The organism is Labrys sp. HAY1-8F (genome assembly GCF_056754975.1).
The window spans coordinates 436091-447886 of sequence record NZ_JBPGWZ010000001.1 but is presented as its reverse complement, the minus strand read 5'-3'; the positions used below and the strand labels follow the sequence as shown (position 1 = coordinate 447886).

Sequence of the window (11796 nt, the reverse complement as noted above, 5' to 3'; positions counted from 1 at the left end):
CCGATGAGGAGACCGACGTGGGCGCAGACAGCATTTCCGCATTCGCAACAGCCGCCGAGCTCGGCCGCCTGCTGGCGGAGGGTCATGTTACCTCCGAGGCAACCACAGGTCGCGCGCTGGAGCGCATCGCCGCCCATGACGGCGCGCTTCGTTCATTTGTCGCCGTTTTCGCGGAAGAGGCGCTGCAGGCTGCCATCGCATCCGACCAGCGCCGCCGCCGCGGGGAGGCGCGGGGCTTTCTCGACGGTGTCCCCTATGCCGCCAAGGACCTGTTCCACGTCAAAGGCTGGCCGACGAGGGCCGGCTCCAGGGCGCTCGGTGCCGAACCCCAGGCTGTAACGGCCAACGCCGTGACGCGGCTGGCCGAGGCTGGCATGGTGCTCGTGGGCAAGGTCCAGACCGTCGAATTCGCCTTCGGCGGCTGGGGCACCAACCACGTCACGGGCACGCCACTCAACCCGCGAGATCCGGGCCTGCCCCGGGCGCCCGGCGGTTCCTCCAGCGGATCGGGCGTGGCGGTTGCCGCCGGCCTCGTCCCGGCGGCGCTCGGCACCGATACCGGCGGCTCCATCCGCAACCCGGCCGCGATGTGCGGCATCGTTGGCTTGAAGACCACCGTCGGCCGGATCGGGCGCGGTGGCCTGCTGACCCTCGCCCCCTCGTTCGACAGCGTCGGCCCTCTCACCCGTTCGGTCGAGGATGCCGCCCTCCTCTTCGCCGCCATGGCCGGGCGGGATCCGCTCGATCCGGCGACATTCGGCGCACCGCCGGTCGCCCTGTCGAGCGCATCGGAGCATGATCTAGCCGGGCTTCGCCTGCGCATCCCCGCGGCGTCCGACCTTGCCGGTGTCGAGCCGCTGGTGCTCGAGCGGTTCCGGGCTGCACTCGCCGACCTCGCGGCCCTCGGCGCGGACATTCGGGAAAAGGCGATGCCGCGTGCGCCGGAAGCCTATATGACGCTAACCGGCGAGCTGATGTCGGCCGAATCCTGGCATCATCTCGGCCGCTATGCCGGGCCGGACGACGGCCTGGTCCATCCGGACGTGCGATCGCGCATCCTCAAGGGCAAGGAGATCGACGGCGCCCGCTACCAGGACCTGCTGGAGCAGCGGCGTGCCGCACAGATCGAGTTCGCCGATTATCTGGAGGGCGCGGATGCGCTGCTGACGCCCACGGCGCCGATCCTGCCGCCGCCGCTTGCCGAGATCGACGAAACCAAGACCCCGCTCGGCACCTTTACGCGCTTCGTCAACCTGATGGACATGGCCGCCCTCAGCGTTCCGGCAGGCCTGGTCGGAACAGGCCTGCCGACCGCCCTGCAGATCGCGGTGCCGCGCTTCGAGGAAGCCCTGGCCTTGCGCATTGGCCGGGCCCTGGAAATTCGCCGTGGCGGGTTGCTTGAGCCGCCGACCGCCTATGAGATGCCTTGAGCCAGGCCGTTTCCTGGTCGTGAAGCAAACATCCCAATCCCACTTGCACGGGCACTGGGGATGGGCACCCGCCCGGAGGGGCGAGCGCCCGTAGGACTAGCTCAGCGCAGCGACCTGAACGCCGCACGGACTTCCTGCACGAACAGCTCCGGCTGCTCCCAGGCCGCGAAGTGACCGCCATTCCCGGCCTCGCTGAAATAGACGAGGTTGTGATAGCAGCGCTCCGCCCAGCTCCGGGGCGCCTGATAGATCTCGCCCGGGAACACCGTCACCGCGACGGGCAGTTCGGCAATGTCGACGGCATTGAAATTGTTGGAGTGGTCCTCCCAATAGATGCGCGCCGCCGAAGCGCCCGTCTGCGTCAGCCAGTAGAGGGAGACGTCGTCGAGCATCTCATCCTTGGTCAGCACCTTCTCCGGATCGCCGCCGCTATAGGTCCAGGTCGCGAATTTCTCATACATCCAGGCGGCCATGCCCACGGGTGAATCCACCAGGGAATAGCCGATGGTCTGCGGCCGCGTGACCATCATGGTCGCATAGCCCGAACTGTCCTTGTAGAAGAGGTCAAGGGCGTCGAAGGCACGCCGCTCGTCTGGGGTGAGGCTCGTGGGCGCCGGCCCACCGGCCGTGAGGATCGCGGCGATATCCTTGGGCACCGTCCCCGGCATGTTGACGTGGATGCCGATCAGGCCGGGCACCTTCTGCAGCGCCATGCGGTGGGAAATCACCGAGCCGCAGTCGCCGCCCTGCGACACATAATGCTCATAGCCGAGACGCCGCATCAGCACGCCCCAGGCGCGGCCGATATGGTCGGAGCCCCAGCCCTTGGCCGTCGGCTTGCCCGAGAAGCCGAAGCCGGGGATCGAGGGCACCACCAGATGAAAGGCGTCCTCGGCCTTGCCGCCATATCTGGTGGGATCGACCAGCGGATCCATCACCTTCATGAATTCGAGGATCGAACCCGGCCAGCCATGAGTCATGATCATCGGCATCGCCTTGACATGTGGAGAGCGGATATGGATGAAGTGGATGTCGAGGCCGTCGATTTCGGTCACGAACATCGGCAGCGCGTTGAGCCGGGCCTCGACCTTGCGCCAATCATAGGATTCCGCCCAATAGGCGACCAGCGGCTTCAGCCTTGCCAGTGTCACCCCTTGCGAGAAGTCGGACACCGTCTCTTCGGGCCAGCGCGTGGCGCTCAAGCGCCGGCGCAGATCGACGATGTCCTCCTCGGCAATGGCGACCTTGAAGGGCCTGATATCGTTGCCGGCTTCCGCCGCGTAGAGCACAGTGGGGATCAGGCCAACGAGCGCCGCGGCGGCAGCCGATTTCAGCAAACCGCGTCGGGACGTGTCGAAATCATGCGAAGGCAAATTGCTCGAAGAAGACGAATTGTTTGAAGACATCTTGTTTGAAGACATGGGGCAACTCCATTCGTTTCACGGCAGCCCTGCTGCCGGTGCCCCGTCTTTGGCGATGTCATGTTTGCCCGATATGTCTCCGCCGCCCTCGATCCGCATCCTGCCGTATCCGGCTGGCGTGTCGATACATTGCCATACAGGCAGGCGGCGGCTGTGGCCGATTGTATCACTCTGTATCGAGGCGGAAAGGGCTTACATAGCCTTTCAAATCCAGCCGATGGCGACATAAGGCCGATACAGTGTTGCGGCTTTTTACGGCCACAACTTCAGCAATCGGGATTCATGTCGATGTCGGAACAAATCGATCAATCGCGCCGCGGCCTGCTCGGCACACTGGTGTTCGGTGCCGTTGTCGCGCCGCTCGGCGCAATCGGTGCCGTCAGCGCACAGACCAATTCCTCTTCGCCCGGATCCGGCCGCGGCACCCATACCGCCTTCGCCTCGCTCAAGCAGGTCAAGGCCGGGGTGCTCGATATCGGCTATGCCGAGGCCGGGCCGGCCGATGGCGCTCCCATGCTGCTGCTGCACGGTTGGCCCTATGACATCCACAGCTATGCCGACGTTGCACCGATCCTGGCGGCAGCCGGCTACCGAGTGATCGTGCCCTATCTGCGCGGCTATGGCAGCACGCGCTTCCTCTCGGCCGAGACGCCCCGCAACGGCCAGCAGGCCGCGCTGGGCAGCGACATCATCGCCTTCATGGATGCGCTGAAGATCGAGAAGGCAGTGATCGGCGGCTATGATTGGGGTGCCCGCACGGCCAACATCGTCGCGGCCCTCTGGCCCGAGCGCTGCAAGGCGCTGGTCTCGGTGAGCGGCTATCTCATCGGCAGCCAGGAACTGAACAAGGCACCCCTGCCGCCAAAGGCAGAGTTGCAGTGGTGGTACCAGTATTATTTCGCCACCGACCGGGGCCAGGCCGGCTATGCGAAATACACCCATGATTTTGCCCGGCTGATCTGGGAGCTCGCCTCGCCGCAATGGAAGTTCGACGACGCGACCTTCGCACGTTCGGCACAGGCCTTCGACAATCCCGATCATGTCGCCGTCTCCATCCACAATTACCGCTGGCGGCTCGGCTTGGCGCAAGGCGAAGCCAAGTATGATGAGTTGGAAAAGAGGCTCGCCGCCCTGCCGACGATCACCGTGCCGACGATCACCATGGAAGGCGACGCCAATGGCGCGCCGCACCCGGAGCCATCAGCCTATGCCAAGCGGTTCTCCGGCCGCTACGAGCATCGCCTGATCAAGGGCGGCATCGGCCACAACCTGCCGCAGGAGGCGCCGCAAGCCTTCGCCCAGGCGATGCTCGACGTCGCCCGTTTCTGAGCCAAGTGAAGGACTTCCACGATGAAGACCTCAGTGATCATGCCCTTGGCCGGGGCCTGCCTCGTGGCTGTGGTCGTCGCTGCGGCCGGAGCGCTCGCCCAGGATACGGAAGCCTCGAAGAGCGCATCCAAGCCGGCCTCGCCGATCTACGACGTCACCATTCCGGACGGCTACCGGCAATGGGAATTGGTGGCGCCGGCGCTGGAGCACGAGCCCCTCAACGAGCTGCGCACTGTCCTCGGCAACAAGACCGCGATCGACGCCTATCGTGCCGGGACCCTGCCCTTCCCCGACGGGACCATTCTGGTCAAGCTTGCCTGGAAGCATGTGCAGTCGCCGGAATTCGAATCCGCCTTGGTACCAGGGCCGGCAACGACGGTGCAGGTCATGGTCAAGGATTCCAGGAAATATGCCGCCACCGGCGGCTGGGGGTTCGGGCGCTTCATCGACGGCAAGCCTGTGGACCTGGCCCAACACGAGACCTGCTTTGCCTGCCACGAGGCGCGCGTGAAGGCACGTGACTATGTCTTTACCAAGCTGGCGCCATAAGGCGCCCTGCTCCTGACGATCCGGAAATTCACATGCCACCCCATCTCATCCTTTTCGCCGTCGCCGCCTTTGCCTGGCGCCTCCTCACGCTCGTGATTTCGGCGCGGCACGAAAAGGCCTTGAAGAGGGATGGCGCGCAGGAGTACGGCGCCAAGAACAGCATCCTCCTCGCGGTCTTTCACGTGGTCTATTACGTCTGCGCGGTCGTCGAGTCGGCGGCCGGCGTGCATCAGCCGAACGCCCTTGTGTCCGCGGGCGGCATCGCGATCTACATCGCATCCACTTTCGTCCTCGTTTCGGTGATCCGTTCGCTCGGCGGGCTATGGACGATCAAGATCATCATCAGCCCGCAGCATCGGCGGGTTCAGAGTGGCCTGTTCTCGTTCGTGCGGCACCCCAATTACTTTCTGAATATCCTGCCCGAACTCATTGGTTTCGCACTGGCTCTCAACGCCTATTGGACGCTGGTGATCGGCATTCCCCTCTATTTCATCCCCCTGGTGACCCGCATCCGGCAGGAAGAAGCCGCGATGCGCGAGACCTTCGCTCCCGATCTGTAAACGCCCGATTTCATCTTCCCGCCCGAGATCCGGTGCGGGTGACAACCCGAAGGAAAGTCCGATGAAGAAGTTCGTGAGAGGGCTGGCCGTCGCCGGCGCCCTGTTGCTGAGTGCGCCCGCTCTGGCCGAGACAGCCAAGCCAACCGTGGTTCTCGTGCATGGCGCCTTTGCCGACGCCTCGAGCTGGAACGGCGTGATCCAGCGCCTCGAAAAGGACGGCTACCCCGTCGTCGCCGCCGCCAATCCGCTGCGCAGCGTGCGCGGTGACGCCGACTCCGTGGCCAGCCTGATCGACAGCATCAAGACGCCCGTGGTCCTGGTCGGCCATTCCTATGGCGGCTCGGTCATCAGCGAGGCCGCCGCCGGAAAGGCCAATGTCCAAGCCCTCGTCTATGTCGCGGCCTTTGCGCCGGAAACGGGCGAAACCGCCATCGGGCTCAGCGGCAAGTTCCCCGGCTCGACGCTCGGGCCGACACTCGCCCCGCCGGTGCCGACCTCGGGCGGCGGCAAGGATCTCTATATCCAGCAGGCCAAATTCCCCGACCAGTTCGCCGCGGACGTTCCCAAGGCCGAGGCGAAGCTTATGGCCGCCACGCAGCGGCCGATCACCGAAGCCGCGCTCGGCGAGGCCTCGACCGAGCCGGCCTGGAAGACGATCCCCTCCTGGTTCGTCTATGGCGACAAGGACCGCAACATCCCGCCCCAGGCCCTGGCCTTCATGGCGGACCGCGCCCATTCCAAGCAGACCGTGGTGGTCAAGGGCGCCTCGCATGTGGTGATGGTGTCGAACCCGGCAGTTGTCGCCAAGCTGATCGAAGCCGCTGCCCAGGCTTCGCCGGCAAAATAGGCTGACTGACTGGCAGGCATATGGGTCTTGCACAAAGCACCCAAGGCCTTCTCAGCACTCGGAAGGGCGGGGGCGCCGCCAAGATGGTTACGGGAATTGCCCGTATACCCCTTGCGCCGCCCGTCCTTCAATTCTCCCGCGCAGCCTTGACGACGCGTCCGAGGAATTCGACCAGCCGTGGCTCGAAGCGTTCGCCGAGGAGGCAGAGGCAATCATGGCGGTCGTAGATGATGTGATAACCGAGTTTTTCGAGAAACTCGCCAATCGCCCGTGAGGCTTCGGCCGTAAGCGCCACATGCTCGAACAGGATCGCCGAGGGGCGGTGGAGGTCAAAATCAAAGGTGCGCAAGACAATGTCGTCGCAGCCTTCGACATCGATCACCAACAGGTCAGCCGTCTCGAATCCGGTTTCCCGGCAGAGCGAGTCGAGCCTGCGTGTCGTAACCGGCACGGTCTCGATCATTCCGGGCAGATCATCATATTTGAGTTCGTGCATCATGATGGTCGGCAGCGAGAAGCTGCTCAACACGTCCTCGCCGCGGACAATGTGAAAGTCACGCGTGCCGTAATGGGTACGCAGCCGCTCCATCGCCGCCGGCACCGGCTCGACCAGCAGGCCGCGCCAGCCACCCTGGATGACGTGCCGGCTGATGGGATCGCCGCGCATGCCGTCATCGGCGCCGACCTGCACGAAGGTGAGCGGCGCAGCATCGGGCTCGATCATCGCAAGCACATAGTCGACGATCTCCGCAAAGACGTACTTCGTGTTGCGCGGCTCAGGCCGCATTGGCCCCGGAAAAATCGAGCTTCTCGAGAACATCGCTTCGCTCGGTTCGATCTCGGCGGCCGGCCGTGCCATGGGCATGTCCTATCGCCGTGCCTGGGATCTGGTAGAGGAAATCAACCAGATCTTCGGCAAGCCCGTCGCCACGCGTCAGATCGGTGGCAAGAATGGCGGCGGGGCCGTACTCACGCCTCTGGGCCTCGCCCTCATCGCTCGCTTTCGCGCCATCGAGCGGGCCGTCAGCGATGTTGCACGTGATCACATCACGGCCTTGCAGAACGAGATCGCACACCAACCAGCCCATGAGGCTCGGACAGCGCCATCGGCGAGGATAAAGACGAAGAACTAGGCTCTTGGGTTCAGTTCAACCTGACCCGCTTCATTGAACAGAACGCGACCCAGCATTCCGCCTGCTCGACGGATGTCAACGCCTGTCGACATATCAGGACCATGCACCACGGCACTGACGCGAATTCGTTGCGGCAGCATCCTACTTCGCCGCAATGCTTGTTCCTTCTTTCCCTCAACTCAATTCGGGATCTGAGTGTGAATTGATCCAGGGTTTCAGTCACCTCACCTTCATCGCGTGCAATTGGTCATGACTGATCAAGTCGTCATCCGTAATACGGGATGCATGATTGAAAAAATACACGCAATGCGTGTGCATGATCGGTGATAGACTTCGCCGTCGGTGTGCGGCTCACCACGGCCACCGGCACGGCCCTGTCGGCGCCATTCACCTAGTCCGACAGGGCCACCCTCTCTCGACCTTGCAGGAATCGAGATGAAGCACTTTGAAGATCTGCACGAATGCTCGGTCAGCCGCCGTGACGCTGGCGTGAATGACGCATCGAGGGCCATGCGCCGCCGGAGCGCCCCGCACGATGACGGCCAGCGACCACGACTTAACTCGCTTATCCCAGGTCCGGCTTCGGAGACGCTGCAATGGCCGCCATCGATCCCCTCACCGCCGGCGCCGTCCTGCTGGCAACCGCCGCCACGGATGCGGTCTATGTCATGTTCACCGCTGCGGTGGTGGCCCGCAAGCGCGTGCCGGCCGCGACCTGGAGCAGTGTCTGGTATCTGCTGTCGTCCTATGCGGTCATCAGCTACACCGAGAACTGGGCCTATGTCGCTTTTGCAGCGCTAGGCTCGTGGCTCGGCGCCTACGCCTCGATTACCTTCCTGCACCGCCCGCCTGGCGGCCCGCCCGTTGGTGCGGCACCAGACTAGACAATCGACAAGGGAGGGCCGTCATTGCCGGCCGTATCGCCTCACGAAATCCCGAGGTCCTCGGACCCTGGCACGCAAGCTCGAAGTCAACGCGACAGATCTTGGTGTCGCGTTGCGTGTTGAGCCATCCTCCAATTCGATCCTGCGCGCCGGTCCATCATTCACTGACGGGCCAGCTCGCAATTCCCCAGAACAGGATTGTAATAAATTACTTCCGTGATCTAAGCTGATGACCGAAAGTGACCCACGCAGTCATGGAGGCAACGCTATGAAAGCGGCTCTTTCGCGCAGGGATTTCCTGAAGGCAGGCGTGGCTGCCGGCGTGGCGATCAAGATATCATTCCTGGGCCTCACCGCCGATGCGCGATTGATCGAGACGCCGCCGCGGCCAGGGCCGGATTGGCTGAACGGCCGGGGCAAGCCAAGATACCGCCTCGATGCGATCGCCAAGGTTACCGGTGAAAAGACCTTCTCGCACGACTATCGCGCCCGCGATCTCGAAGGGTGGCCCAAGGAGCAATCGCATGCCTTCCTGCTGCATGCGACCAGAACGGACCTGGCGTTTGACGGCATCGACCTCAAGGTGCTGGGCGAGGATCTCAAGCCGGACCGGCTGGTGCTGTACCAGGATCTTGTCGCCGACGGCATCGAGATTCCGGTGCCGGGCTTCTATGGCGACGTTTTCCTTGTGCCGAAAGGGCAGACGGCACGCCTGCTCGGCCAGCCCGTGGCCCTGCTCGTCTATCACGATTTTGCCCGCTACGACGCCGCCAAGCGCTTGACGCGCTTCGATGACACTGTCGTGCGCTATGGTGGCAAGGCAGCCTCCACCACACCCGGTCCCTATGCCTCCGCGCGCTATGTGCGTATCGACGGCGGCGATCCTTTTGCGGAGGATCGCTATTCATCGCTGAAGGACACCGTGATCCGGGCAGGCTTCAAGGGCGACGAGCCGCAATGGCCACCGGCCGGCAACGCTGACGCCATGGCGCGCGGCATGGCCGCAGCCACCGAAATCGAGCGCGAGATCGCGGCCGCGGGTGATGATGCCCTGGTGCTGAAGCGTAGCTACTTCTCCCAGTCGACCGACGCCTCGGCCATGGAGGCCGACAATGGCAATGTCTGGTACGATCCGGCAAGCGGGATCCTGCATGCCATGATCGCGACGCAGTCGCCTTATGAGGTCGCAGAAGTCGCGGCCCAGATGGTGTCGAAGTCGAAACATCCTTTGAAGGAGGTCGATCTTCGGGTCGGCTACACCGTGGGCTATGGCACCAAGGATCACGCAATCTTCCCCTTCTATTGCGTGCTCGCCGGGCTCTACGGCAATGGCCGCCCGGTGCGGCTGGCAAACGACCGCTACGAGCAGTTCCAGATGGGGCTGAAGCGCCACGCCTTCTGGATGGACAATGTGCTGCTGGTGGACCGAAAGACCGGGCAGTTCCGCGCCATGACCGGCCGCTACAAGAATGACGGCGGCGGGCGCGAGAATTTCTCGGCCTCGGTCGGTGCTGTCGGGGCAACCGCCGGACAATCGATCTATTACCTGCCGAAAAGTGATTTCTCGGCGGCGGCGGTTGCATCGCGTGCCGTCGACGCAGGCTCGACCCGAGGCTACGGCACGCTGCAATCGATGTCGGCGACCGAGATGATGGTCGACGAGGCGGCCGAATTGATCGGCATGGACGTCATGGATCTGCGGCTGAAGAACGTTCTGCGTTCCGGCATGAAGAACACGCAAGGCGCCATTCCCGCCGGGGCCATGCGTCATGAGGAGATCATTCTCAAGGCACGCGAACATCCCTTATGGAGCGAGCGGCAGAAGAAAAAGGCAGCGTTCGAAGCCGCCAATCCGGGCAAGAAATATGGCGTTGGCTACGGCCACGTACACAAGGATTACGGCACCGGCGCCGAGGCTGCCTTCGCTGCCATCGAGTTCGATGCCAAGGGGCGCCTGAAGCTCGTCCATGTCGCGCATGAGATCGGCACCGGCGTGACCACCTCCCAGGCCATCATGGTGGCCGACATGCTCGGCGTGGCACCTGACGACACCGAATATGGCAAGGTCCGCTGGCCGCAAATGCCGCTCGAGACCACCGACCAGCCCTATACCATGTCGCAGGCCGAGGAAGACCAGCGCAGGCAGAACCCGCGCTGGACCCCCTCCTTCACTTCGCCCATGAGCGCTTCCAACAGCGTCTATTATCTCGGCCACGCCACGCGCGAGGCGGCACGGGCCATTATCGACCTCGCCATCTGGCCAGCGGCGCGGGCGCTGTGGTCACGCGGCATCGGCGGCGGCCAGATGGCTCCGGAGGCGGTGCGCCGTGACGACCTCAGGCTTGCCGGCGGGAAGGTCAATGCCGCGGGCCTGCAGCCACTTTCCTTTGCCGAGGTTGCGGCCGAAGCGCATCACCAGGGGCTCGTCACCGGGGTGACGGTCCACACCTTCAATCGCTGGCAATGGGCGGAGGCGGAGTTCGACCTCGGCGTGATCGGCCAGCACCGTTTTGCCATCGACGCGCTGGCCGTGCGATATGGCGATGGTGCGCCAGCCGAACGCAAAGCGCTGATGACCTTGGATGGCTGGCAGTTCGTAGATCGCAAGGCGGTGTCCTATCCGCCTGTCCAGCGCAACAATGCGGGCGTGACCTATTATACGCCCATGGCTACCCTCGCCGAGATCGTCGTCGACACCGCCACCGGTGGGATCTCCCTGCTGTCGCATCATTCCATCATGGATTGCGGCCGGCATATCGTGCCGGAACTGGTATCCGGCCAGATCCAGGGCGGCCTTGCCATGGGTATCGGCCACGCCCTCAAGGAATATCTGCCGCTTTACGAAGACGGCCCGGGCAACGGCACCTGGAACTGGAACCGCTACGAGCTCCCGATGGCGGGGGATGTTGCCGTGTGGTCGCAGACCGTCGAGATCCTGCCGGCGCTTTCCGAGACCGACCCGCCCAGGGGCATGGCGGAGGTGGTGATGATCGCGGTCGTCCCCGCCATTGCCAATGCCGTCGCACACGCTATCGGCAAGCGTTTCTACAACCTGCCTATCACGTCGGAAAAGATCCTGGAGGCGCTGGCATGACACTCGCGTCCAAGCAACTTTCGCTCACCATCAACGACAAGGCCGTCGGCCCCATCGACGTGCCCGAAACCATGATGATGCAGGATTTCCTCTACGAGTATCTCAACCTGACTGGCTCGCGCATGGGCTGCGGCCAGGGCATATGCCATGCCTGCACCGTGATCGTGGAAAAAGATGATGGCGTGCTCGAGGAAATGCGCACCTGCATCGTCGGCGCCCAGTGGTTCGCCGGCCGGAAGGTAAGGACCGTGGAGGGGCACGCCAAGCGCGACGCCAACGGCGCGATTACCCAGCTTTCACCTGTCCAGCTGGCCTTCATCGAACATTTTTCGTTCCAGTGCGGCTATTGCACGCCAGGCTTCGTGACGGCAGCGACCGTTCTCCTGGACCAGCTCGAACGCAAGCCGATCCCGCGTGCCGAGCTCGAGCAGACGATCACGGACACACTCGGCAGGCATATTTGTCGCTGTACCGGCTATGTGCGCTATTTCGAGGCGGTGCGCGATCTTGCTCTCAATACCCCTGGCTTGGTGAAGGCGTAGCGCAGCC

At 63.8% G+C, this 11796-nt stretch carries 11 protein-coding genes; 9 read left to right on the top strand and 2 right to left on the bottom strand.

Annotated elements, in window-relative coordinates; all coding sequences use genetic code 11:
- The first annotated feature begins 17 nt into the window (after positions 1-17).
- Entirely contained in the window at positions 18-1430 is a 1413-nt protein-coding gene (locus ACR9ZN_RS02085; protein ID WP_481271227.1) for an amidase, read from the top strand.
- Positions 1431-1531: 101 nt separating this feature from the next.
- On the opposite strand, the gene ACR9ZN_RS02080 is transcribed toward ACR9ZN_RS02085, so the two are convergent.
- The gene (locus ACR9ZN_RS02080) at positions 1532-2836 is read right to left on the bottom strand and encodes an epoxide hydrolase family protein (RefSeq protein WP_481271935.1); all 1305 of its coding nucleotides are present in this window, start codon (positions 2834-2836) and stop codon (positions 1532-1534) included.
- A gap of 303 nt (positions 2837-3139) precedes the next feature.
- On the opposite strand from ACR9ZN_RS02080, the gene ACR9ZN_RS02075 reads away from it, so the two are divergent.
- The 4 genes from ACR9ZN_RS02075 to ACR9ZN_RS02060 all read left to right on the top strand — a co-directional run bounded on the left by ACR9ZN_RS02075 (position 3140) and on the right by ACR9ZN_RS02060 (position 6136).
- A complete protein-coding gene (locus ACR9ZN_RS02075; protein WP_481271225.1) occupies positions 3140-4180 on the top strand; it encodes an alpha/beta fold hydrolase in 1041 nt (346 codons plus the stop codon).
- A 21-nt stretch (positions 4181-4201) separates the two neighbouring features.
- Positions 4202-4729, top strand: coding sequence for a cytochrome P460 family protein (locus tag ACR9ZN_RS02070; RefSeq protein ID WP_481271223.1), 528 nt, complete (start codon positions 4202-4204; stop codon positions 4727-4729).
- Between the two features lie 32 nt (positions 4730-4761).
- Entirely contained in the window at positions 4762-5289 is a 528-nt protein-coding gene (locus ACR9ZN_RS02065; RefSeq protein WP_481271221.1) for an isoprenylcysteine carboxyl methyltransferase family protein, read from the top strand.
- Between the two features lie 61 nt (positions 5290-5350).
- Complete coding sequence (locus ACR9ZN_RS02060) at positions 5351-6136, top strand: alpha/beta fold hydrolase (protein ID WP_454818254.1); 786 nt, start codon at positions 5351-5353, stop codon at positions 6134-6136.
- Between the two features lie 127 nt (positions 6137-6263).
- Here ACR9ZN_RS02060 and ACR9ZN_RS02055 read toward each other — a convergent pair whose 3' ends face one another.
- On the bottom strand, positions 6264-6995 hold the full coding sequence (locus ACR9ZN_RS02055; protein ID WP_481271219.1) for an FkbM family methyltransferase: 732 nt from the start codon (positions 6993-6995) through the stop codon (positions 6264-6266).
- On the opposite strand from ACR9ZN_RS02055, the gene ACR9ZN_RS02050 reads away from it, so the two are divergent.
- The 4 genes from ACR9ZN_RS02050 (at position 6880) to ACR9ZN_RS02035 (ending at position 11789) form a co-directional block, all read left to right on the top strand.
- Positions 6880-7269, top strand: coding sequence for a winged helix-turn-helix domain-containing protein (locus ACR9ZN_RS02050; protein WP_454819333.1), 390 nt, complete (start codon positions 6880-6882; stop codon positions 7267-7269). The genes ACR9ZN_RS02055 and ACR9ZN_RS02050 overlap by 116 nt on opposite strands.
- Positions 7270-7865: 596 nt before the next feature.
- Positions 7866-8153, top strand: a complete 288-nt coding sequence (locus tag ACR9ZN_RS02045; RefSeq protein WP_434961007.1) for a hypothetical protein — start codon at positions 7866-7868, stop codon at positions 8151-8153.
- Positions 8154-8421: 268 nt separating this feature from the next.
- Positions 8422-11247, top strand: coding sequence for a xanthine dehydrogenase family protein molybdopterin-binding subunit (locus tag ACR9ZN_RS02040; protein WP_481271217.1), 2826 nt, complete (start codon positions 8422-8424; stop codon positions 11245-11247).
- Entirely contained in the window at positions 11244-11789 is a 546-nt protein-coding gene (locus ACR9ZN_RS02035) for a (2Fe-2S)-binding protein (RefSeq protein ID WP_441773641.1), read from the top strand. Before ACR9ZN_RS02040 ends, ACR9ZN_RS02035 begins: the two co-directional genes overlap by 4 nt.
- Positions 11790-11796: the final 7 nt, after the last annotated feature.

Coding starts and splice junctions, on each gene's coding strand:
- ACR9ZN_RS02075 (WP_481271225.1), top strand. CDS start 3,140: ATGTCGGAACAAATCGATCAATCGCGCCGCGGCCTGCTCGGCACACTG.
- ACR9ZN_RS02055 (WP_481271219.1), bottom strand. CDS start 6,995: ATGGCACGGCCGGCCGCCGAGATCGAACCGAGCGAAGCGATGTTCTCG.
- ACR9ZN_RS02065 (WP_481271221.1), top strand. CDS start 4,762: ATGCCACCCCATCTCATCCTTTTCGCCGTCGCCGCCTTTGCCTGGCGC.
- ACR9ZN_RS02080 (WP_481271935.1), bottom strand. CDS start 2,836: ATGTCTTCAAACAATTCGTCTTCTTCGAGCAATTTGCCTTCGCATGAT.
- ACR9ZN_RS02070 (WP_481271223.1), top strand. CDS start 4,202: ATGAAGACCTCAGTGATCATGCCCTTGGCCGGGGCCTGCCTCGTGGCT.
- ACR9ZN_RS02035 (WP_441773641.1), top strand. CDS start 11,244: ATGACACTCGCGTCCAAGCAACTTTCGCTCACCATCAACGACAAGGCC.
- ACR9ZN_RS02045 (WP_434961007.1), top strand. CDS start 7,866: ATGGCCGCCATCGATCCCCTCACCGCCGGCGCCGTCCTGCTGGCAACC.
- ACR9ZN_RS02060 (WP_454818254.1), top strand. CDS start 5,351: ATGAAGAAGTTCGTGAGAGGGCTGGCCGTCGCCGGCGCCCTGTTGCTG.
- ACR9ZN_RS02040 (WP_481271217.1), top strand. CDS start 8,422: ATGAAAGCGGCTCTTTCGCGCAGGGATTTCCTGAAGGCAGGCGTGGCT.